Consider the following 20895-nt stretch of genomic DNA (forward strand, 5'->3'; position numbering starts at 1 on the left):
CATGACTGCACCAACCGAAACCCTGGCAACTGCACCCGTCCGGCAGGAGACGGGCGGCCCGCTTGCCGGCCGGCTCGTCGTGGACCTGAGCCGTGCGCTCGCAGGACCCCACGCGGCCATGATGATGGGCGACCTCGGCGCCCGGGTCATCAAGATCGAAAATCCCGGCACAGGTGACGACACCCGGGGCTGGGGGCCACCCTTTGTAGGCCCCGGGGACGACCCGCAGGCAACCTACTTCCTGTCCTGCAACCGCAACAAGGAGTCCCTTGCCCTTGACCTCAAGAGCGATGACGGACGGACCATCCTGCGGCAGCTCCTGGAGCGCGCCGACGTGGTGGTGGAAAACTTCCGGCCAGGCGTCCTTGACCGGCTCGGATTCGGCACGGAAGCCATGCACGCCATCAATCCGGGACTGGTGATCCTGTCCATCACAGGGTTCGGCCATGACGGCCCTGAATCCCATCGCAGCGGTTACGACCAAATCCTCCAGGGCGAAGCCGGGCTCATGTCGCTCACGGGTTCCGGTCCGGACGATCCGCAACGCGTTGGCGTGCCGATAGCCGACCTGCTGTCCGGAATGTACGGAGCCTACGGGGTGGTCGCCGCCCTGCTGGAACGCGAACGGACCGGCCAGGGACAAGTGGTGCGGACATCGCTGCTGGCATCGCTCGTGGGGGTGCACGCGTTTCAGGGAACCAAGGTCACCGTCGCTGGAGAAGCGCCGGAAGCCCAGGGCAACCACCACCCGTCCATCGCCCCCTACGGGCTCTTCCGTTGCCGGAACGGGAGTGTCCAGATCAGCGTGGGCAGCGAGAAGCTGTGGAGCGCCTTCGCCGCGGCCTTCGGGCTGGATCCAGCCGCCGATGGCCTGGCCACCAACGCCGACCGGGTGCGGAACCGTACGCAGGTCATTGAGCTCGTGGAATCGGCTTTCGCTGGACACGAGGCCGAACCGCTCCTCGCCAAACTCGCTTCTGCCGGGATTCCGGCGGGGAAGGTCCGCTCCCTGAAGGAAGTCTACGAATGGCCGCAGGTAGCATCCCAGGGCCTGCTGGCGGAGGTTGACCATCCGGTGCTGGGCCCCGTGACCCTGCCCGGATCGCCGTTGCGCTTCTTCGACAACATGGTTGGGGCCGAGTCCACCCGCCGCACCCATACCGCGCCGCCGCTGCTCAACCAGCACAATGACGGTATCCGTCAATGGCTCGCTGCGGGGAGGAGCGCTGAATGACCGCCACCGCTACCGCCCGCCGCCTCGGCGCCCGGGAACTGCTTGATGTCATGCTCGACGCCGGGACTTACGTGTCGTGGGACCGTCCCGTTCGGGGGGCGGCCGGCTTTGACTCCGCGGCGGGGTACGCTGCCGACCTTGCAGCCGCTGCCCGGAAGTCCGGCAGCGACGAGTCGGTCCTCACCGGCGAAGGCCTCATCCGGAACCATCGAGTTGCCGTGGTGGTTTCCGATTTCGCTTTCCTGGCCGGCTCCATCGGGCGCGATGCGGCACAAAGGCTGGTGGCCGCCGTCGAACGCGCAACGGAACGTGGCCTGCCGCTGGTGGCCATGCCGGCGTCCGGCGGTACCCGCATGCAGGAGGGAACCACCGCCTTCCTTGCGATGGTGGAGATTGTCGCGGCGGTCCAGGCACACCGGTCAGCGGGCCTGCCGTACCTGGTGTACCTGCGGCATCCAACCACCGGCGGGGTCATGGCCTCCTGGGGGTCCCTGGGCCACGTGACCGCAGCTGAACCCGGTGCCCTGCTGGGATTCCTCGGTCCCCGGGTCTATGAGGCGCTGCACGGTGAGGTGTTCCCCGCAGGCGTTCAGACCGCGGAAAATCTTTACGATCATGGGCTGGTGGATTGCGTGGTTCCCCCGGAGGAACTCGGGAGCTACTTTGGCCGGGTGCTGGAGGTGCTGTGCACTCCTGCCTCCGGAGCGGATACGACCGCGGGTTTGGAAGCCACTGCCACACCCCTGTGCGTTGAGGACCGCCCAGCCTGGGATTCCGTTGTGGCCTCACGGGATCCGCTCCGGCCGTCCACCGCCGAGTTGCTGCGCGAAGCTGCCCACGGTGTGGTGCTGTTGCGGGGCGCAGGGGATGGGGCCAAGGAGAACGGCATGGAGATTGCCCTGGCCCGGTTCGGCGGCAGCTCCTGCGTGGTGGTCGGGCATGGACGCCACGGGGTGTCCGGGAAGGCCATGGGCCCTGCCTCCCTCCGTGACGCCCGGCGGGGCATGCGGCTGGCCCGGGAACTCGGGCTTCCGCTGGTCACCGTCATCGACACTCCAGGCGCCACGCTGTCCAAGGAAGCCGAGGAGGGCGGGCTCGCCGCAGAAATCGCCCGGTCCCTCCACGACCTGATCAGCCTCGCAACACCCACCCTGTCCGTCCTCCTTGGGCAGGGCACAGGAGGAGGGGCCCTCGCGCTCCTGCCTGCAGACCGGACCATTGCGGCCCGGAATGCCTGGCTGGCTCCGCTGCCTCCCGAAGGGGCGTCCGCCATCGTCCACCGGACCACATCCCACGCCCCGGCGCTCGCCGAAAGCCAGGGCATCACGTCTGTTGCGCTGGCCGCCGCGGGCGTGGTGGATGTGGTGGTTCCCGAAGTGCCGGATGCCGCGCAGGAACCCGTTTCCTTCTGCCGCCGCGTGGGTGAGGCGATCGCCGTCGAACTTCACGGGCTCAGTGCCGGGACGCCCGGACTGCAGGCCCGCCGGGCAAAGTACCGCGCCCTGGTCTGCTGACGTCTCCCGGGTCTGTAGTGCGTTATCAGGCGCTCGTCACGTCCTGGACTTCGCCCACCAACTCTTCGATGATGTCCTCGAGGAACAACATACCGGTGGTGGCACCTTCGGAGTTGAAAACACGGGCCACGTGCGAACCGCTGCGGCGCATGGAAGCCAAAGCATCCTCAAGTTCACTTCCCACGTACACCGACGCAAGGCGACGGATCCGTTTCTCGGGTACCGGCCGGTTGAACTTCTCCGGTGTCGTCAGGTCCATGACGTCCTTCAAATGGAGATATCCCGATGGCTCGCCGTTAGCATCGGTGAGGATGTAGCGGGAGTAGCCGTGCTCCGCCACCGTCCTCTGGATGTCTGCCGGTGTAGACGTGGCGGGAAGGAGCACCATGTTGGCGATCGGCACTTCAACGTCACTCACGGTCTTGGCCGTGAACTCGAAGGCCGCAGTCAACGTTCCACTGGTGTCATTCAACGTACCTACACGCGTGGACTGCTCAACGATGTTGGCCACTTCGTCCAGCGTGTAGGCGCTGGTGGCCTCGTCCTTCGGCTCCACCCGGAAGAGGCGGAGCACCGAGTTGGCGATCCCGTTCAGGGTCCAGATCACGGGCTTGAAGATCCTGGCCACGAGGACCAGCGGGGGAGCGAGTATCAGGGCTGCCCGGGTCGGCACGGAGAAGGAAATGTTCTTCGGGACCATCTCTCCGACGACCACGTGCAGGAACGTCACCAGCAGCAAGGCCACCACGAATGCGATGATGCCAATGGCCTCCGCCGGAAGTGACGTCAGCCCAAGCGGGATCTCCAACAGGTGATGGATGGCGGGTTCGGAGACATTAAGGATCACCAAGGAACACACGGTAATGCCCAGCTGGCTGGTTGCCAGCATGAGGGTGGCGTGCTCCATGGCCCACAGGGTCGTCTTTGCGGCCTTGCTGCCGGCCTCGGCCTTGGGCTCGATCTGTGAACGACGGGCCGAAATCACAGCGAACTCGGCGCCAACAAAGAAGCCGTTGACCACCAGCAGGATCACCAGCCAGATGATGCCGGGAAGGTACTCACTCATGGCCGAGCTCCTCGGAGATCTTGTCAACGATCTGGTCGTGTCTGCTGGTTTCTACCGCGTCGGGATCCGGCGTGAAACGGATTCGTCCCAACTGGGCGCCCGCTACGCGTTCCACGCGAAGGACGCCTCCGGAGATGGCAACTTCGTCGCCGAGCTCCGGCACGCGGTCCAATTGGTCGGACACGAAACCGGCGACGGTGTCGTACTCATCGCCTTCCGGAACCACAATGCCCGTCCGGTCGAGCAGTTCGTCGGGCCTCAACGAGGCATCAAAGGTAATGGATCGGCCAACACGGACCACACCGGCGCGGGCACGGTCGTGTTCGTCTTCGAGTTCGCCCACGATTTCTTCCACCAAGTCTTCGAGGGTGACGATTCCCGCGGTTCCGCCGTGCTCGTCCGAGACGATGGCCACCTGCAGGCCCTGCTTGCGCAGCAGAACCAGCAAAGCGTCCACGTCCTTTGACTCAGGTACATACAGCGGTTCGGTCATCAGGTCCGTGGCGGTCACTGCTTCACGCCGGTCCAACGGAACGGCGAAGGCCTGCTTCACGTGGAGGACACCCAGAACCTCGTCCCGGTCCCTGCCAATCACCGGGAACCTCGAGAACCCAGTGGCTGATGCGAGGGCTACGATCTCCGCCGCCGTGTCATCAGCGTCCACGGCAACCATCCGGACACGCGGTGTCATGACGTCACCGGCAGTGTGCTCGGAGAAACGAAGGGTCCTGTTCAGCAGTTCGGCGTGGTCCTGGTCCAGCAGGCCTTCAGTCGCAGAACGGCGTACCAGCGATGACAGTTCTTCTGCCGAGCGGGCGCCGGAAAGCTCTTCCTTCGGCTCAATGCCGAAGGAACGGATGATCTTGTTGGCAGTGTTGTTGAACAGCAGGATCGCAGGCTTGAACACCGCGGTGAACAGAGCCTGGAAGGGGACCACCACCTTGGCAGTTGCCAAAGGGAGCGCCAGCGCAAAGTTCTTGGGAACCAGCTCGCCGATCACCATGGAGAACACGGTTGCGACGAAGATGCCAACCACGGCTCCGACTCCGGGCACCAAGGCTGCGGGTAGTCCCAGTGATTGCAAGGGTCCGCTGAGCATGCTGCTGATGGCTGGCTCGAAGGTGTATCCGGTGAGCAACGTGGTCAAAGTGATACCGAGCTGCGCGCCGGAGAGGTGCGTGGAGGTGATTTTCAGGGCCTTGATGGTTGGCCCCAGCCGCTTTTCGCCGCGGGCTTGGCGGGCCTCCAATTCAGCGCGGTCAAGATTGACCAGCGCGAACTCGGAAGCAACAAAGAATCCTGTGCCGACAGTGAGGACGAGGCCTATGCCGAGCATGATCCACTCATACATTCGGGCGCCCCTCTCCCGTGGAAACCGGCAGTCCGGTCAATGAGCAGAGGGGCCTGGGCATATGTGAAGGAGGGTCATCCATAGTGTGGCCCAGTCTACCGGGTGACCGTCCGCCGTCGGATGCTTGTGCGCCTGAGGCTGAAACCGGAACCTGCCGGCAAGGCTGAACGTTGTGCGCCGGACTGCGGCGTTAAAGCGCGATGGCAGGAAAAGCAGAACCCCCGGAAATCCGCAGATCTCCGGGGGTTCTTAACGAGCTTCCTATCAGAATCGAACTGATGACCTTTTCATTACGAGTGAAACGCTCTACCGACTGAGCTAAGGAAGCACCGCGTCCATCTACCGGTTTCCCGGGCGATCACGCAAGACATAACTGTAATGGAGGCACTGCGCCGCGGTCAAAACGACGCCGAAGGCGGCCGTTGCGGGGATGTTCACCCGGTTGTCGGGCCGGGTTCAGGCCGGCTTCTCCCTGCCGCCGCAAGCTGTGGGGAATCAAGCCGTCGCCGGGTAGCCGGCACACACTCAAAGGGGCCGCGCAATGACCGGGGAAGCATCGATCAGGGACACCATTACAGGGCCGAACCGGTTGAGGCTGGCAGTCGTGGACATGGTAGGCACCACCATCACCGACGACGGTCGAACAGAACGGGCCATGTCACGCGCGCTCGTGGAACATGGCATCGAGCCCGGAAGTACCCGTTTTGAAAGCATGCTTGGCTATGCCAGGGACACCATGGGGTTCTCCAAACTGACGGTATTCGGCCATCTTTTTGAGGACCCAGCGACAGCTGCCAGCGCCAACAAGGTCTTCGAGGCGGCCTACGACGAGATGATCGATGATGGTGGCGTCCGGCCCATTCCTGGCGCCGAAGAAGCGATCGTGTGGATGCGCGAATCCGGGATGCAGGTCTGCCTGGCCACTGGTTTCGGCCGCCACACGCAGAACATGGTGCTTGAGTCTCTGGGGTGGATGGGCCTGGCCGACCTTAGCCTTTGCCCTGCTGACGCCGGCCGGGGGAGGCCGTACCCGGACATGATCCTTACCGCTGTCCTGGCCCTGGACCTGGACGATGTCCGCGAAGTTGCAGTGGTGGGCGACACGAGTTCGGACATGCTGTCCGGCGTCCGTTCCGGGGCCTCACTGATGGCCGGTGTCCTCACTGGTTCCCACTCGGAGGCGACGCTCCGCGCTGCAGGCGCCACCGCCGTCGTGGATTCCATCAAGCAGCTCCCGCTCCTGCTGGAGAAGCACGAGGCCCGGCACTTCTGAGTTGCCGCTAAGCGGCTAGCACTGCAGCCCGTCCTGCGGCAGCTTGCCGTCAACAAAGTAATCGTCGACGGCGGTGCTGACGCAGGTGTTGGAGCGCCCGTAGGCTGTGTGCCCCTCACCCTCCCAGGTGACCAGGGCAGCGTTGTCCAGCTGCTTCCGGAGCGACTGCGACCATTCGAGGGGGGTCGCTGGGTCGCCCGTGGTGCCGATGACCACGATGGGTTCCGAACCCGTGTACTCCACGGGTGCGGGCGTCCGCTTGGGCTGGTACGGCCAATCCTGGCAATTGATGCCGCCGTAGGCGAAGTAGGAGCCAAACGTGGGGGACTCCTGCTTCAGCCGGGCCTCTTCGGCCCGCATCGCTGACGTGTCCGACACCATAGGGTAGTCCAGGCAGTTGATGGCGTTGAATGCGAAGGCCGAGTTGGAGGTGTACTTGCCGGACTGGTCGCGGTCGGCTCCGAGGTCGGCGATGCGCAGCATCTGGGAGACGTCACCGGAGAAGGCACTCTCCAGCGCCTGGGTGAGGGCAGGCCAGCTCTGGTCGTCGTAGAGCGGCAAGTACATGCCGTTGACGAACTCCGACCCTGTGACCAGGCGGCCGTCCTTGGCCGTTTGAGGATTCTGCTCCACGGCGTTGATCAGTTCCCGGATTTCCTGGATGCCGTTGTCCACGGAACCGCTGAGCGGGCACTGGTTCTGGCTTTGGCAGCTGGCGACGTAGGCGCGCAGTGCCTTCTCGAAGGCCCGTGCCTGCCCGGCGGTGAGTTCCTCGTTGCTGATGGAGGGATCCACGGCACCGTCCAGCACCAGCCGGCCTACGTTGTCCGGGAAGAGGGTCGCGTAGGTCGATCCCAGGAACGTGCCGTAGGAGTAGCCCAGGTAATTGAGTTTGGCGTCGTTGACCACGGCCCGCAGAATATCCAGGTCCTTGGCTGCGCTCACGGTGTCGATTTCGCCCAGCACCGGGCCGGTCTTTTCCGCACATTTATCCGCCACGGACTTGTTGAAGGCCAGGGCATCGGCCAGGCCGGCGTCCGTTTCCTTGCGGAAAACCATCTCACGGGCGGCGTCCCTTTCCGAATCGGTCAGGCACGTGACGGGGGACGAGCGCTTGACGCCCCGTGGGTCGAAGCCCACTACGTCGAAGTTGGTGCGCAGTTTCTGCGTGAAGTGGGTGTTGCCGGCGTCCTTGACGAAATCAACGCCGGACCCGCCCGGTCCGCCGGGATTGACCAGTACGGACCCCTTCTTGGTCCCTGTGCTGGTCATCTTGATGGCGGCGAGCTCGATGTCCGCGGAGTCGGGGTCGTCGTAGTCCATGGGTACCTGGATGGTGGCGCATTGCATGCCGCCTTCGCAGGAGCTCCATTCCACGGTCTGGGAGTAGTACTTCTCCAGGCCTTCAGGCGCCGATGCCGCGATGGACGGGTCCACCGTGCTGGTGGTGGGTTTGGCTGTGGGCTGCGGAAGGAACGGCAACGAGCAGGCACTCAGGACCAGCATCGAAGCGATGGCAAGGCACAGCGCCGCGAACCCGCGTCGTGTGCCCCTTCCGACGGCGGCGTCGGAGCCCGCGAGCTGCTGGTCGGACCGGTCCCTTGACGGGGCACCGGCAGGCCGGCGGGGTGCGGACATCATGCGTTCTCCTATTGCTGGATCAGGCTGGTTGCCATGGACTCGACCGCCAGGAGCGGCGCCACGTTGCTGGTAGTGATTCGGACACGGGCTGTGTTGATGGCATCCATCCGCGCCAGGGTGGTTTCCGGCGTGGAACGACCGGCGAACTCTTCGAGCTCACTCTTGAGCTCAACGTTGACCAGTTCCACGGCGTTCCCCAGCTGGATGATCAGCACGTCCCTGTAGAACGACAACAGATCGGTCAGCGTCCTGTCCAGCGAGTCCGTGATGGAACGCTTGGCGCGGCGCTTTTGGTCGTCCTCAAGCTGTTTGACCTGGCTGCGCATTGACGGGGGAAGTGTCCCGGAATCGGGAGCCCCCAAACTGGCCAGCAGGGCTGCTTTCTCTGCGGCGTCGCGTTCCTCGTTGGAGCTGTTGGCCTCATCGGTGGCGATTTTCACCAGTTTCTCCGCCATCATGACGGCAGCGGTGACCCCGCGGAGTCCCAACGGGATGCGCACAGTCTCCAGGCGTCGCTCCCTGGCATCGGCGTCCCGGGCAAGCCGGCGGGCGATCCCGATGTGGCTTTGGGCTGCCCTTGCTGCCCGGTCGGCCAGTTGGGGGTCCACGCCGTCGCGCCGCACCAGCAGGGCTGCGACGTCAGAGGCCGGCGGAAGGCGCAAACTGACGGGCCGGCACCGGGACCGGATGGTGACCAGCACATCCGCGGGGGAGGGGGCGCACAGCATCCAGATGGTCCGGGGCGTGGGTTCTTCGATGGCTTTGAGCAGCACGTTGGTGGTGCGCTCGGCCATACGGTCCGCATCTTCGACGACGATGATCCTCCAACGGCCCGTGGAGGGCCGGTCACCGGCTTTGGACACGAGTTCGCGGGCTTCGTCGATGGTGATGGTGACCTTTTCCGTCCGCACGAAGGTCACGTCGGAGTGGGTTTCACCAAGGATGGTGTGGCAGGCTGCGCACTCACCGCAGCCGCGCAGGGTGACGTCGTCCTGTTCGCAGTTCAACGCAGCCGCGAATGCTTTGGCAGCGTTGGAGCGGCCGGACCCGGGCGGACCCGTGAACAGCCACGCATGCGTCAGCCCGGTTTCCCCTTGCGCCGCCTGCTGGAGCTGCGCCACCACGGGAGCCTGGCCCTGGAGGTCGTCCCAAACAGTCACCGGCGATCGCCCACGGGTTGGTTCAGCAGCGACTCCACCCGCTCCAGGATCCGGGTGGCCAGGGCGTCGATCCCTTGGTTGGCCGGCAGCACCAGGTAGCGTGCCGGTTCCTGGTCTGCGAGGTCGAGGAACGCTTTGCGGATGGCAAGGTGGAAATCGTCAGGCTCCGATTCCAACCGGTCTTCGGTGGCGTCGCCCGCCGTGCGGCGCTGGCGGCCGTGTGAAGGTTCGACGTCGAGCAGCACCGTGAGGTCAGGACGCAGGCCTTCCGTGGCCCACTGGTTAAGGGAAAGAACTTCAGCGGCCCCCAGGCCCCGTCCCGCGCCCTGGTACGCCACGGACGAGTCGATGTAACGGTCGGTGATGACAATCGTTCCGGCAGCCAGCGAGGGCCGGATGACCTGGCTGGCGTGGGCTGCACGGGCAGCTGCGAACATGAGGGCTTCGGTGCGTGCGTCGATGGTTCCGTGGCCATGGTCCAGGACAAGGGATCGCAGCTTTTCGCCGATAGGCGTGCCGCCGGGTTCCCGGGTCCGCAGCACGGAAAGCCCGCGTGCCTCCAGGGCGTCGAAGAGCCGGGCGGCCTGGGTGGACTTGCCTGCTCCGTCCCCGCCTTCAAAAGCGATGAAAAGACCTGGGCTCTGAATACTCACCTGACTAGCCTACCGATCACGTGCCCACGTCATCTCTTTCATCCACAACCCGCAGCGCGGCTACGCTGAAACCATGAGCCTCCCGGACCAGCATGCTGCGGATCTGTCCCCTGAAACCGTTGTGGTGGCTGCAGGCCGCCCCGAGCGCGCACATGATGAACCGGTCAATCCACCGATCGTCCTGTCCTCCACATACTTCGGAACGGGACCCCTCGGCGACGGGGACCGCGGCTACGGGCGATACGCGAACCCCACGTGGGATCCGTTCGAGGACGCCCTGGCCAAGCTCGAAGGTGCCACGCTCCCTGGGTTGCTCTATGCCTCGGGCCTGGCCGCGGTCAGTTCGGCCCTGTCCCTGGTGCCTGCCGGTGGTGTCGTGGTCATGCCGTCGCACAGTTACGCGGGTTCGCTGGTGATGGCCACCGAGCTGGCGGAGAAGGGCTTCCTGGAGCTCCGCACTGTGGACATCACGGACACGGAAGCGGTGAAGGCGCTCATTTCCCCGGAAAGCGGCAAGCCCGCGGACATGCTGTGGCTGGAGAGCCCCACGAACCCCATGCTCGGGATCGCCGACGTCCGCGCACTCACCGACGCCGCACACGCCGTGGGCGCAGTCGTGGTGACGGACAATACGTTCTCCACGCCGTTGGTGCAGCAGCCCCTGAACCTGGGCTCCGACGTCGTTCTTCACTCGGTGACCAAGTACCTGGCCGGACATTCAGACGTCGTCCTCGGCGCCCTGGTCACCTCCAATCCGGACCTGCGGGCCAGCCTGCTTCATCACCGGATCATCCACGGCGGCATTGCGGGACCGTTCGAATCGTGGCTGGCGCTGCGTGGGCTGCGGACCTTGGCGCTGAGGATTGAGCGGTCGCAGGCTTCTGCCGCTGTCCTTGCCGAGCGCCTGGGCACCCATCCGCGCGTGGAAGCCATCCGTTACCCGGGCCTGGCATCGGACCCCGGCCATGAGCGGGCGAAGGTCCAGATGAAGGGCTTCGGCTCCATCCTCTGCATCCAGATTGCCGGGGACGACGCCCGTACTGGCGCCGAAGCGGCCGATCAACTGGTGGCCGCGTTGCGGCTGTGGCTGCCCGCAACGTCCCTGGGTGGCGTGGAGTCCCTGATTGAACGCCGACGGCGGCACACGGCCGAGCCGCTCAGCGTTCCGGAGAATCTGGTCCGCCTGAGCGTCGGCATCGAGAATGTCGAGGACCTTTGGTCGGACCTGGAGCAAGCGCTCAAGCAGTTGGACGGTTAGGCTAATGGGCGTGGACGGAAAATTCTTGATCGCGATTGTCACCAACGCGGTCTACTTCATCCTTGGCTTGGTGGCCCTCGCACTGGAGATCTGGGCCTTCGCTGACTGCCTGCGGCACAGGCCTTCGCTTTTCGTCGCCGCGTCCAAGCGCACCAAGACGTTCTGGCTGGCCCTCACCGGCATCGCTTTCGCGATCGGTGCCTTGACGGTCCTGACCGGCGGCAGCGGCCTTGGGTTGTTCGGCATCGCCGCAGTTACGGCAGCATGCGTCTACCTGGCTGACGTCCGCCCCGCACTCCGGGAGGCCGGCAGTGGCGGCAACCGCAACGTGGGTCCCTACGGCCCCTGGTAAACCGCGTTTCCGGCCGGTCTGGCCCTGGTAAACCGCGTTTCCGGCCGCTGGACCGTCAACCCGCGGCCTGGCCCGGTGCCACCGCGTCCCAGGCCACTGTCACTTCACCCAAACGCCACCGCGACGGCCCGTCCTGAAGCGGCCATCCGGCGTCGCGCAGTGAACGGCACATGGCCGTCCACCGCTGCCGGTTCCCGAAAGACGCCAGTGGCGCCGCCTCCAGCCAGGCCTTGTCCATGGCCTGCAGGAAAGTGTGGATGGGCTCACCGGGAACGTTGCGATGGATCAACGCCTTGGGAAGCCGCTCCGCTACATCGGAGGGAACATCGAAACTTCCGAAGCGGACGGACAAGCTGAGGCTCAGCGGCCGTTCGTGGTCCAAAGCTACCCAGGTGACCCGGCGTCCGATCTCGTCGCAGGTGCCGTCGATGAACAGCCCGCCCGGTGCCAACCGGGACTGGACCAGTTGCCAGATGGCGGCGACGTCTGTCTCCTCATACTGGCGCAGCACGTTGAAAGCCCTGACCAGGACGGGTTGCCCGGCAATCGGAATCTCGAATCCGCCCACGTGGAAGCTCAAGCCAGGACGCTCCAGGGCTTTGGCATTGCGGACCCGTTCCGGCTCGATCTCGATGCCGCACACGCGCACGTCGGGGCGCACCGCCTGCAGACGCTCAAAGAGTTCGACCGCGGTGGCCGGCGACGCGCCGTAGCCAAGGTCCACTACCAAGGGCTCGACGGCGGTGCGGAGCCGCCACGCCTGCGGACCTGCAAGCCACCTGTCCAGACGTCGCATGCGGTTGGGATTCGTGGTGCCGCGGGTGATGTTGCCGACCGGTTTGCCGCTTCGACTGCGGGCCGGGCTTACCCGTTCAGCTTTCTGTACCACGGCCCAACCTTATCCTGCAGCGGTTACGGGTGCGGCGTGTGCACGTTCAGCGTGGCCGGCGCACCCTTTGCCGCCTTCCGCCCCCGCGGTTACGGGTGCGCTTAGCGGGAACGGGTGCGGTGTGTGTGCACACGGGGTGCGCTCAGCGGGAACGGGCGCGGCCCGCGTAACCGCCCCGGCCGAGTACGTCGGCAAACGTAACGCCCGGCAGGGAATCGGACCCCTCGGCTAGGATGAAAACCATGACTTACAAGCTGATTCTGCTGCGCCATGGCCACAGCGAATGGAACGCAAAGAACCTGTTCACCGGCTGGGTGGACGTTGACCTGAACGACCAAGGCCGCAAGGAAGCAGTACGCGGCGGTGAGCTCCTGGTGGAGAACAACATCCTCCCGGATGTCCTCTACACCTCGCTCCTCAAGCGGGCCATCAACACGGCCAACATCGCCTTGGACAAGGCCGACCGCGGCTGGATCCCGGTCAAGCGCGACTGGCGCCTCAACGAACGCCACTACGGCGCGCTGCAGGGCAAGGACAAGGCCCAGACGCTCGCCGAATTCGGCGAAGAGCAGTTCATGGAATGGCGCCGCAGCTACGACACCCCGCCGCCGCCCCTGTCCGACGACAGCGAGTTCTCCCAGGCCAACGACGTCCGCTACAAGGACCTCGGCGACGCCCTGCCCCGCACCGAATGCCTCAAGGACGTCCTGGTCCGCCTGCTCCCGTACTGGGAATCGGACATCAAGGAAGACCTCAAGGCCGGCAAGACCGTCCTGGTCACCGCCCACGGCAACTCGCTGCGGGCACTGGTGAAGCACCTGGACGGCATCAGCGACGACGCCATCGCTTCGCTGAACATTCCCACGGGCATCCCGCTGGTTTATGAACTGGACGAGGACTTCAAGCCCGTCACCGCCGGTGGAACCTACCTGGACCCCGACGCCGCGGCCGAAGCCATCCTCGCCGTCGCCAACCAGGGCAAAAAGTAGCACCAACGACGGCGGCCGGGTCACCTTACGTGACCCGGCCGCCGTCGTATTTAACTTGCTTGGGTTAGAAACCCTCGGGCTGCCATTCGCCGGTCACCAGGTAGGTGACCTTGCGCGCTACGGAGACGCCGTGGTCGGCGAAACGCTCGAAGTAGCGGCTGGCAAGGGCTACGTCCACGGTGGTGGAGGCGGATTCGTTCCACTCCGGGGCGGCAATGGCCTTGAAGACGCTGAGGTGGAGGTCGTCCACGGCGATGTTGATTTTCAGGATGTCCCGCGCCACCTCAAGGTTGCGGGTCTCCAGGAGCTCGATCACCTTGGCAGTGATGTCGATGTCGTGCTGGGCCATGGCCTTGAAGGTCTGGGTCAGCGACGCGGGAATGACGGTGGCGGGGTAGCGGAGGCGGGCCAGCTGCGCCACGTGGCGGGCCAGGTCACCCATGCGCTCCAGCGAAGCGCTCATCCGGAGCGAACCGACGATCATGCGGAGGTCGCTGGCTACCGGACCCTGGAGCGCCAGGATATCGATGGCGCGCTCGTCCAGGCTGTTCTGGAGGAAATCGATGCGGGCGTCGGCAGCGATGACGTCCTGGGCAAGATCGACATCGGCGCCCTCGAAGGCAGTGGTGGCCTTCGTGATGGCTTCGTGGACGAGCTTGGAGATCTCGATGAGGTCGTCACCTACCTGGGTGAGCTCCTCTTGAAAAACCTTGCGCACTAAGGCGTCCTTTCTTTGGAAATCCGGTTCCCGCGGCGGGCGGTGGATTTCAGACCATTGGCAATCCAACCAGTAACTTTGACAGCCAACCGTGAACGGTTGCGCATCTTTAGATGAACGTTAGTTGAACCGCCCGCGTTTGGCATGGAATCCATGCTTTGTCCTGTTTCCAGAGCATAAGCTGGACAGGTGGATCCATTGCTCATAGGTGTCGTGGCAGGCCTGGTTGGCCTGTCCCTTGGCGTCTTTGGCATGCTCGCGTTCCGCATCAGTGAACGGCAGCGCCGGATCGTTGACCTGGATGTCACCGAACCGCTGCTTCCCGAGGGCGCGGCCGAAGTCCTGTCCGTGGTAGGCAGGGCGTTCGTGGTGGTGGATGCCATTGACGGCGTCGTGCGGGCCAGCCCTGCCGCCTATGCGTATGGCCTGGTGCGTGGCCACACCGTTGTCCACAAACAGCTTCTGGACATGACAGCTAAGGTCCGCCGCGATGGCGTGATCCTGGAAGAACAGTATGAGCTGCCCCGCGGACCCTTGGGCAAGGGCGCCATTGTGGTCCAGGTCAGGGCGGCGATGCTCGGCCAGGAATACATCGTGCTGCTGGCAGACGACCGCACGGAGATTACCCGTACCGAGGAAATCCGTAACGACTTCGTCGCCAACGTCTCCCATGAACTCAAGACGCCTGTGGGGGCGATTTCCCTGCTGGCCGAGGCGCTGGAGGCATCTCCCGACGACGAGGACGCCGTCCGGAGATTCGCCAAGCGCATGCACAAGGAGTCCGGCCGCCTGGCTGCGCTGGTGCAGGACATCATCGAACTTTCCCGGTTGCAGGGCGCCAACGTGGCACAGCAGGGCCTGCCCGTGGACATCAACGGAGTCATCACGGAGGCCGTGGACCGCTCCCAGCTTCCGGCCGAAAGCAAGAACATCCAGATCGTGGTGGGCGGACACTCGGAGGCCATGGTGTTCGGGGACCGGGATCTCCTGGTCACCGCCTTGCGCAACCTGATCGACAACGCCATCCGGTACTCGCCGGACAATACGCGCGTAGGGGTGGGCGTCCGCAGCAAAGAGGGAGTGGTGGCTATCTCGGTCACCGACCAGGGCGAGGGCCTCACTCCCGAAGACCAGGAACGCGTCTTTGAGCGCTTCTACAGGGTGGATGCTGCCCGGTCCAGGCACACCGGCGGCACCGGACTGGGCCTGAGCATCGTCAAGCACGTGGTCTCCAACCATGGCGGCGAGGTGACCGTCTGGTCGCAGCCGGGCCAGGGATCTACGTTCACCCTCCGCTTGCCGGAGATGGAAGGGCAGGATGACGACGGCGGGACGCCGGCTTCGGCCCACGCCGCACCGGCCGCCTCAGAACTTTCGGCGGCCCCGGCCGCCAATGAACCACATGCGATTCACACCAAGGGCGCACCGGGCGCCCAAGAACAAGGAGCCAGCGCTTGAGCCGGATTTTGATAGTGGAGGACGAAGAGTCCTTCAGCGACCCCCTGTCCTACCTCCTGGGCAAAGAGGGTTTTGATGTCGAGGTAGTGGACAACGGCAGCGACGCACTGGTGGAGTTTGACCGCAATGGAGCCGACCTCGTGCTGCTGGACCTCCAGTTGCCGGGAACCCCGGGCACCGAGGTGTGCCGCCAGTTGCGCCAGCGTTCCAGTGTGCCGGTGATCATGCTGACGGCCAAGGATTCCGAAATCGACAAGGTGGTGGGCCTGGAGCTCGGCGCCGACGACTACGTCACCAAGCCGTACTCCTCCCGCGAACTGGTTGCCCGGGTCCGGGCAGTCCTGCGCCGGCAGGGTGAGCCGGAGGAACTGATCACCTCGACCGTGCAGGCCGGTCCCGTGCGGATGGACATCGAGCGCCATGTGGTCAGCGTTAACGGTGAACAGGTGTCCCTGCCCCTGAAGGAGTTCGAGCTGCTGGAAATGCTGCTGCGCAACTCTGGCCGGGTCCTGACCAGGGGCCAGCTGATCGACCGGGTTTGGGGCTCCGATTACGTGGGCGACACCAAGACTTTGGACGTTCATGTCAAGCGGCTGCGCAGCAAGGTGGAGCCCGATCCCTCGGCTCCCCGTTACCTGGTAACCGTGCGCGGCCTGGGCTACAAGTTCGAGCCGTAGGCGTCCCAAGCTACGACAAAAGGAAGGGTTCCGCCGCGGCGGAACCCTTCCTTTTGTTGGTGTGCCTGGTGGGGCCGGTCCTTAGTGGCCGGCTGCCGCGGACTCCGTGGAGGTTGCGGTGGAGGACGGCGTGGCCGTCGGGCTCGGGGTGGTAGGCAGGTATTCCTGGTATTCGGGAAGCGTGCCGTCAACAACGGGGACGTTGACCGTGGCGGAATCCGATCCGCTGCGGATGGTCACCGGGGTGAGACCGCCGGGGATGGTGCCTGCCGTGCTGAGGATCGCGGCGTCGGCGCCGGTGTTCAGGTAGGTCTCGGAGTTGGCCTTGACCGGGATCTCGGTCTGTGCGCCGTTCGCGCCGTTGATGGTCAGCGTGGCGTCGGAGCTGCCGTTGTTGAACACGGCGCCGATGACGCGGCCGGGCTCGTTCTCTCCCGAAGCGACGATCAGGATGTTGCGCAGCTGCAGCTGGCCGAGATCTGCCTTGATCCCGTCCGAAGCCGAGTACTGGTGGTTGGTCTGCTGGGCGTTGACGAAGCCACAGCCGGTAACGGACAGAAGGCCGACGCCGATTGCAGCCGCCGCAATCGCCAGCTTGCCGCGCTGGACAGTGTTCATCGCAGAATTGCGCACGACACCTACTCCTCAAGAGTCATTGGAAAACTTTTCAGCCATAGCCTATCGGCAAAGAGGCCGAAACAAGGATTCGGGAAGCCTTTGTGGCGGACGCAACGAGGGAGGACCAGCCTGTCAGGTGGTTGCTCCAAGCATCTTTCAGGGTTTTCGTCAAGGGGTGGTTTGTGACCCCATGAGGCCTGTTTCCCTTTATTTACGCGGCAGGAGTGGCCCCTCGATGCCAGTCGTATGCCTTAATCGTGATAGACTAGTCTGCGGGAAAGGGGAAAGTCCACATGGTTTTTGAGGTCGGCGAGACAGTAGTTTACCCTCACCACGGTGCAGCAAAAATTGAGGAAATCAAGATGCGCATCATCAAGGGCGAAGAGAAGATGTATCTCAAGCTCAAGGTGGCTCAGGGTGATCTGACCATTGAAGTTCCAGCAGAGAACGTTGACCTTGTTGGGGTCAGGGACGTAGTGGGCAAGGAAGGCCTGGAGCACGTATTTGACGTACTCCGCGCCGAGTTCACTGAAGAACCCACCAACTGGTCACGTCGTTACAAGGCAAACCTGGAGAAGCTTGCTTCGGGCGATGTCATCAAGGTGGCGGAGGTCGTCCGCGATCTTTGGCGCCGTGATCACGATCGCGGCCTTTCCGCAGGCGAGAAGCGCATGCTGGCCAAGGCACGGCAGATTCTGATTTCGGAACTTGCCCTGGCTGAAAAGACAGATGAAGAGAAGGCAGCGAGCGTTCTCGACGAAGTCTTGGCTTCCTAAGAATTGATCCCCGGCGGTGCGAAAGCGCCGCCGGGTTTCTTTTTGCCACAAAGTACGCTTGTCAGCATGAGTAACCCTACGCAGCGTTCCGTCACGGCTGTGGTCATTGTCGCCGCCGGTTCCGGTGAACGCCTCGGCTATGGCAAGCCCAAGGCCTTGGTCCCTTTGGGTGGCGAAGCCATCCTGATGCACGCCCTGCGCGGAGTGGTCGCGGCGGATGTCGCCCGCCAGATCTGCATCGCCGTGCCTAAAGGCGATACGGAACTGCGCGAGCTCATAGCCGATTTCACCGTCGAGTTGGTGGACGGCGGACCTGAGGTGACGGTGGTCGACGGCGGACGCACCCGTGCGGATTCCGTCCGGGCCGCACTGGCTGCCCTGGAGGACGGAACGGAGGCCGTGCTGGTCCATGATGCTGCACGTGCGCTCACTCCGGAGCGCGTGTTCCAGCGCGTCTCCGAAGCCCTCGCTTCCGGTGCGAAAGCCGTCATTCCAGCCATGCCCGTAGTGGACACCATTAAAACCGTGAAGGCCACCGACGATTCCGACACCCGGATCGCCCCTGAAGTCGTCACGGGAACTGCGCCCAGGGAAGAGCTCCGGGCTGTCCAGACGCCACAGGGTTTTGATGTGGCTACCCTGCGCCGCGCCCATGACGCCGCCGGCATGTTCGACGACAAGCAGTCCGCGGCGGTCACCGACGACGCCATGCTGGTGGAACTCCAGGGAGTGCCGGTCCATGTTGTGCGCGGTGCCAGCCAGTCCCTGAAGATCACCACGCCGCTTGACCTGATCATTGCCGAAGGGCTGCTCGAAGGTCCCCTGGGCATCAGGTGGGTGGAAGGCTGATGGCTGGAGCCGGAATGATTCTTCCGCGGACCGGCATCGGGGTGGATGTGCACGCTTTCGCGCCGGCGGATGACCCTTGTCCGCTGTGGTTGGGCGGCCTGTTGTGGGAAGGCGAACAGGGACTTTCCGGACACTCCGACGGCGACTGCGTGGCCCATGCGGCGGCCGACGCCCTCTTTTCAGCGTGCGGAATCGGTGATCTTGGCACGCACTTCGGAACGGACCGCCCTGAGTACGCAGGCGCCTCCGGTGTGACGCTTCTTCGGGCAGCGGCAAGGATCGTCCGTGACGCCGGTTTTGAGATCGGCAACGTTGCCGTGCAGTTCGTGGCCAACAGGCCCAAGTTCGGACCCCGGCGGGAGGAATCGCAGCAGGTGCTGTCCGAAGCCGCGGGAGCGCAGGTCAGCGTCACGGCAACCACCAGCGACGGACTGGGATTCACCGGACGTGGCGAAGGAATTTCCGCTGTGGCGACGGCTTTGGTCTATCCGGTTCCTTCCCGTGAAGGCGCGCCGGATGCGTAAGCCGGGTGCCGGCGTCGTCCTTGCCGCAGCGGTGGCCACCGCGCTCCTGCTGGGCGGTTGCTCAAGCCAGCAGAGGATGGACGTCGAGGCCAGTTGCGCGTTCCTGGACCAGGACGACTTCAAGCCCGACGGCAACCAGCAGCAGCAGTCCAAGCAACTCGCGGCGCACTACCACGGGATCGCCGGCAAGCTGGCCCCGGAAATCGGGGACCCCATCAAGGAGATGGCAGCCATCATGGACGAGGCGGCGGCGTCGTCCCTGGGTGCGGCCACCAAGGACCAGCAGCAAAGACTCACCGTGCAGTTCAACAAAGTGGGGGAGTACTGCAAGTAGGCAGTCCATGCCGCGTCATCGGCTAATCTGGAGCGGTGACCATGCGCTTTTACGACACCGCCTCCGCTGAAGTCCGCGACTTCGTTCCCCTCGAACAAGGCAAAGCGAGCGTGTACTACTGCGGGGCCACGGTGCAGGGCATGCCGCATGTGGGGCACGTCCGTTCCGCCATCGCTTTCGACCAGCTCACCCGGTGGCTCGAATTCCGTGGGCTGAAGGTCACGGTGGTCCGCAATGTCACGGATATCGACGACAAAATCCTGGCCAAGTCGGAGCAGTCCTTCGGGCCGGACTGGGCCTCGGAGCCGAACGCCCGGCAGGACGAAGAGTGGTGGGCCTTGGCCTACCGTTACGAGCAGGAATTCGAGAAAGCCTACGGGTCCCTTGGGGTCCAGCGGCCAACCTACGAACCCCGCGCCACAGGACACATCCCCGAGATGCACGGCCTGATCCAGCGACTCATTGACCGGGGCCACGCCTACCCCGCCCCCGATGGTTCCGGGGATGTCTACTTCGACGTCCGCTCGTGGAGCAAGTACGGCTCGCTGACGCGCCAAAACATTGACGACATGCAGGGCGCCACGGACGCCGACCCGAGGGGCAAGCGCGATCCCCGGGACTTCGCGCTCTGGAAGGGCTACAAGGACGGGGAACCGGAAACCGCCAAGTGGGACTCGCCCTGGGGTGCCGGCAGGCCTGGATGGCACCTGGAGTGCTCCGCCATGGTCACCAAATACCTGGGCTCAAAATTCGACATCCACGGTGGGGGACTGGATCTCCGCTTCCCGCACCACGAAAATGAGATGGCCCAGTCCCAGGCAGCCGGCGACGACTTCGCCAACTTCTGGATGCACAACGGCATGGTCACGTACGAGGGCGAAAAGATGTCCAAATCCGTGGGCAACACCGTCAGCCCAGCCGAGATGCTGGAACTGGCGTCGCCGCGGGTGGTCCGGTATTACCTCGGCCAGGCACACTACCGCTCAGTGCTCGATTACCGGCCCACGTCCCTGCAGGAGGCTGCCGCAGCCGTTGCCCGCATCGATGGCTTCATCGCCAAGGCCGCGGCCAAAGTGAAGCACGATATGGGGGGTCCCGCGGCATACGCGGTGGCTCCGCAGGCGAACATGCCGGCTGCATTTGCCGCTGCCATGGATGATGACCTCAACGTCCCCCAGGCCCTCGGTGTGTTGCACGAAACGGTCCGGGCGGGCAACACCGCACTGGCTTCCGGCGACCTTGAGGCAGCCAAACAGGCGTTGTACAGCGTGAACGCCATGACCAGCGTCCTGGGCCTCGACTCCGTGAGGCAGCCCGAAGCAGTCCAGGGCCGCGAGCATGCCGCGCTGGAAGTCCTGGTGGAGTCCCAGCTCGAGGCCCGCGCTGCTGCCAGGGCGGCCAAGGACTGGGCCGCATCCGACGCCATCCGGGATACCCTGGCGGCTGCGGGGGTCGTGGTGGAGGACGGTGCAGAGGGCGCCACGTGGAGCCTGAAACGCGACTGATTCCTGCGTGAATCCCGGCCCGCCAGCCGAATTGCATGGGGTCAGTAGACTGGATT

Annotated in this window: 21 protein-coding genes and 1 tRNA gene; 13 read left to right on the forward strand and 9 right to left on the reverse strand. The window is 64.6% G+C overall.

The annotated features are described in order from the left end of the window. The first annotated feature begins 1 nt into the window (after position 1). Positions 2-1234: a CaiB/BaiF CoA transferase family protein gene (locus tag ACPFL9_RS04355; RefSeq protein WP_426006056.1), complete on the forward strand. Its 1233-nt coding sequence runs from the start codon at positions 2-4 to the stop codon at positions 1232-1234. Then, positions 1231-2748 carry a carboxyl transferase domain-containing protein gene (locus tag ACPFL9_RS04360; protein WP_426006057.1) on the forward strand — a complete coding sequence of 506 codons (1518 nt, stop codon included), beginning with the start codon at positions 1231-1233 and terminating at the stop codon, positions 2746-2748. The genes ACPFL9_RS04355 and ACPFL9_RS04360 overlap by 4 nt, the downstream gene beginning before the upstream one ends. A 25-nt stretch (positions 2749-2773) precedes the next feature. On the opposite strand, the gene ACPFL9_RS04365 is transcribed toward ACPFL9_RS04360, so the two are convergent. The 3 genes from ACPFL9_RS04365 to ACPFL9_RS04375 form a co-directional block, all read right to left on the reverse strand. Continuing rightward, positions 2774-3814 (reverse strand): hemolysin family protein, encoded by a 1041-nt coding sequence (locus ACPFL9_RS04365; protein ID WP_426006058.1) that lies wholly within the window; start codon positions 3812-3814, stop codon positions 2774-2776. Then, positions 3807-5165, reverse strand: a complete 1359-nt coding sequence (locus tag ACPFL9_RS04370; protein WP_426006059.1) for a hemolysin family protein — start codon at positions 5163-5165, stop codon at positions 3807-3809. Before ACPFL9_RS04370 ends, ACPFL9_RS04365 begins: the two co-directional genes overlap by 8 nt. A gap of 255 nt (positions 5166-5420) precedes the next feature. Further along, positions 5421-5493: transfer RNA gene (locus ACPFL9_RS04375), tRNA-Thr, on the reverse strand. Positions 5494-5706: 213 nt separating this feature from the next. On the opposite strand from ACPFL9_RS04375, the gene ACPFL9_RS04380 reads away from it, so the two are divergent. Further along, on the forward strand, positions 5707-6438 hold the full coding sequence (locus tag ACPFL9_RS04380; RefSeq protein ID WP_426006060.1) for an HAD family hydrolase: 732 nt from the start codon (positions 5707-5709) through the stop codon (positions 6436-6438). A gap of 15 nt (positions 6439-6453) precedes the next feature. Here the strand turns inward: ACPFL9_RS04380 and ACPFL9_RS04385 are convergent, their stop codons facing one another. From ACPFL9_RS04385 to tmk, 3 genes are read right to left on the reverse strand one after another with little or no spacing between them, the layout of a single operon-like run. Continuing rightward, positions 6454-8079 carry an alpha/beta hydrolase gene (locus ACPFL9_RS04385; RefSeq protein WP_426006061.1) on the reverse strand — a complete coding sequence of 542 codons (1626 nt, stop codon included), beginning with the start codon at positions 8077-8079 and terminating at the stop codon, positions 6454-6456. Between the two features lie 8 nt (positions 8080-8087). After that, on the reverse strand, positions 8088-9239 hold the full coding sequence (locus tag ACPFL9_RS04390) for a DNA polymerase III subunit delta' (RefSeq protein ID WP_426006062.1): 1152 nt from the start codon (positions 9237-9239) through the stop codon (positions 8088-8090). Further along, the gene (gene tmk, locus ACPFL9_RS04395) at positions 9236-9892 is read right to left on the reverse strand and encodes a dTMP kinase (protein WP_426006063.1); all 657 of its coding nucleotides are present in this window, start codon (positions 9890-9892) and stop codon (positions 9236-9238) included. Before tmk ends, ACPFL9_RS04390 begins: the two co-directional genes overlap by 4 nt. Positions 9893-9965: 73 nt before the next feature. Here tmk and ACPFL9_RS04400 point away from each other — a divergent pair, with 73 nt between their 5' ends. Then, positions 9966-11150 carry a trans-sulfuration enzyme family protein gene (locus tag ACPFL9_RS04400; protein WP_426006064.1) on the forward strand — a complete coding sequence of 395 codons (1185 nt, stop codon included), beginning with the start codon at positions 9966-9968 and terminating at the stop codon, positions 11148-11150. Positions 11151-11160: 10 nt separating this feature from the next. Next, the gene (locus ACPFL9_RS04405; RefSeq protein WP_426006065.1) at positions 11161-11502 is read left to right on the forward strand and encodes a DUF2516 family protein; all 342 of its coding nucleotides are present in this window, start codon (positions 11161-11163) and stop codon (positions 11500-11502) included. Positions 11503-11557: 55 nt separating this feature from the next. Here ACPFL9_RS04405 and ACPFL9_RS04410 read toward each other — a convergent pair whose 3' ends face one another. Continuing rightward, positions 11558-12391, reverse strand: a complete 834-nt coding sequence (locus tag ACPFL9_RS04410) for a class I SAM-dependent methyltransferase (protein ID WP_426006066.1) — start codon at positions 12389-12391, stop codon at positions 11558-11560. Between the two features lie 242 nt (positions 12392-12633). On the opposite strand from ACPFL9_RS04410, the gene ACPFL9_RS04415 reads away from it, so the two are divergent. Further along, the gene (locus tag ACPFL9_RS04415) at positions 12634-13380 is read left to right on the forward strand and encodes a phosphoglyceromutase (protein WP_426006067.1); all 747 of its coding nucleotides are present in this window, start codon (positions 12634-12636) and stop codon (positions 13378-13380) included. A 64-nt stretch (positions 13381-13444) separates the two neighbouring features. Here ACPFL9_RS04415 and phoU read toward each other — a convergent pair whose 3' ends face one another. Beyond that, positions 13445-14098, reverse strand: a complete 654-nt coding sequence (gene phoU / locus ACPFL9_RS04420; protein ID WP_426006068.1) for a phosphate signaling complex protein PhoU — start codon at positions 14096-14098, stop codon at positions 13445-13447. 198 nt (positions 14099-14296) lie between these two features. On the opposite strand from phoU, the gene ACPFL9_RS04425 reads away from it, so the two are divergent. Beyond that, complete coding sequence (locus ACPFL9_RS04425) at positions 14297-15556, forward strand: sensor histidine kinase (protein WP_426007484.1); 1260 nt, start codon at positions 14297-14299, stop codon at positions 15554-15556. Next, a complete protein-coding gene (locus tag ACPFL9_RS04430; protein WP_426006069.1) occupies positions 15553-16233 on the forward strand; it encodes a winged helix-turn-helix domain-containing protein in 681 nt (226 codons plus the stop codon). Before ACPFL9_RS04425 ends, ACPFL9_RS04430 begins: the two co-directional genes overlap by 4 nt. Positions 16234-16314: 81 nt before the next feature. Here ACPFL9_RS04430 and ACPFL9_RS04435 read toward each other — a convergent pair whose 3' ends face one another. Further along, positions 16315-16851 (reverse strand): hypothetical protein, encoded by a 537-nt coding sequence (locus ACPFL9_RS04435; RefSeq protein ID WP_426007485.1) that lies wholly within the window; start codon positions 16849-16851, stop codon positions 16315-16317. Between the two features lie 293 nt (positions 16852-17144). On the opposite strand from ACPFL9_RS04435, the gene ACPFL9_RS04440 reads away from it, so the two are divergent. From ACPFL9_RS04440 to cysS, 5 genes are all read left to right on the forward strand, one after another. Next, positions 17145-17627: a CarD family transcriptional regulator gene (locus ACPFL9_RS04440; RefSeq protein WP_237429851.1), complete on the forward strand. Its 483-nt coding sequence runs from the start codon at positions 17145-17147 to the stop codon at positions 17625-17627. A 66-nt stretch (positions 17628-17693) separates the two neighbouring features. Further along, positions 17694-18476 (forward strand): 2-C-methyl-D-erythritol 4-phosphate cytidylyltransferase, encoded by a 783-nt coding sequence (gene ispD, locus ACPFL9_RS04445; protein WP_426006070.1) that lies wholly within the window; start codon positions 17694-17696, stop codon positions 18474-18476. Next, positions 18476-19000 (forward strand): 2-C-methyl-D-erythritol 2,4-cyclodiphosphate synthase, encoded by a 525-nt coding sequence (gene ispF, locus ACPFL9_RS04450; protein WP_426006071.1) that lies wholly within the window; start codon positions 18476-18478, stop codon positions 18998-19000. The genes ispD and ispF overlap by 1 nt, the downstream gene beginning before the upstream one ends. Then, on the forward strand, positions 18993-19334 hold the full coding sequence (locus ACPFL9_RS04455; protein ID WP_426006072.1) for a hypothetical protein: 342 nt from the start codon (positions 18993-18995) through the stop codon (positions 19332-19334). Before ispF ends, ACPFL9_RS04455 begins: the two co-directional genes overlap by 8 nt. A gap of 35 nt (positions 19335-19369) precedes the next feature. After that, a complete protein-coding gene (gene cysS / locus ACPFL9_RS04460; RefSeq protein WP_426006073.1) occupies positions 19370-20839 on the forward strand; it encodes a cysteine--tRNA ligase in 1470 nt (489 codons plus the stop codon). Positions 20840-20895 lie beyond the last annotated feature (56 nt).

This window comes from Paenarthrobacter sp. NyZ202 (genome assembly GCF_049860755.1).
Taxonomy (GTDB): Bacteria; Actinomycetota; Actinomycetes; order Actinomycetales; family Micrococcaceae; genus Arthrobacter.

Excerpts from the sequence above, each read along its gene's own strand:
- ispF (WP_426006071.1), top strand. The coding sequence starts at position 18,476 with ATGGCTGGAGCCGGAATGATTCTTCCGCGGACCGGCATCGGGGTGGAT.
- ACPFL9_RS04435 (WP_426007485.1), bottom strand. The coding sequence starts at position 16,851 with ATGAACACTGTCCAGCGCGGCAAGCTGGCGATTGCGGCGGCTGCAATC.
- ACPFL9_RS04455 (WP_426006072.1), top strand. The coding sequence starts at position 18,993 with ATGCGTAAGCCGGGTGCCGGCGTCGTCCTTGCCGCAGCGGTGGCCACC.
- ACPFL9_RS04400 (WP_426006064.1), top strand. The coding sequence starts at position 9,966 with ATGAGCCTCCCGGACCAGCATGCTGCGGATCTGTCCCCTGAAACCGTT.
- ACPFL9_RS04360 (WP_426006057.1), top strand. The coding sequence starts at position 1,231 with ATGACCGCCACCGCTACCGCCCGCCGCCTCGGCGCCCGGGAACTGCTT.
- ACPFL9_RS04365 (WP_426006058.1), bottom strand. The coding sequence starts at position 3,814 with ATGAGTGAGTACCTTCCCGGCATCATCTGGCTGGTGATCCTGCTGGTG.
- ACPFL9_RS04380 (WP_426006060.1), top strand. The coding sequence starts at position 5,707 with ATGACCGGGGAAGCATCGATCAGGGACACCATTACAGGGCCGAACCGG.
- ACPFL9_RS04355 (WP_426006056.1), top strand. The coding sequence starts at position 2 with ATGACTGCACCAACCGAAACCCTGGCAACTGCACCCGTCCGGCAGGAG.
- ispD (WP_426006070.1), top strand. The coding sequence starts at position 17,694 with ATGAGTAACCCTACGCAGCGTTCCGTCACGGCTGTGGTCATTGTCGCC.
- ACPFL9_RS04440 (WP_237429851.1), top strand. The coding sequence starts at position 17,145 with ATGGTTTTTGAGGTCGGCGAGACAGTAGTTTACCCTCACCACGGTGCA.
- ACPFL9_RS04415 (WP_426006067.1), top strand. The coding sequence starts at position 12,634 with ATGACTTACAAGCTGATTCTGCTGCGCCATGGCCACAGCGAATGGAAC.
- ACPFL9_RS04370 (WP_426006059.1), bottom strand. The coding sequence starts at position 5,165 with ATGTATGAGTGGATCATGCTCGGCATAGGCCTCGTCCTCACTGTCGGC.
- ACPFL9_RS04385 (WP_426006061.1), bottom strand. The coding sequence starts at position 8,079 with ATGATGTCCGCACCCCGCCGGCCTGCCGGTGCCCCGTCAAGGGACCGG.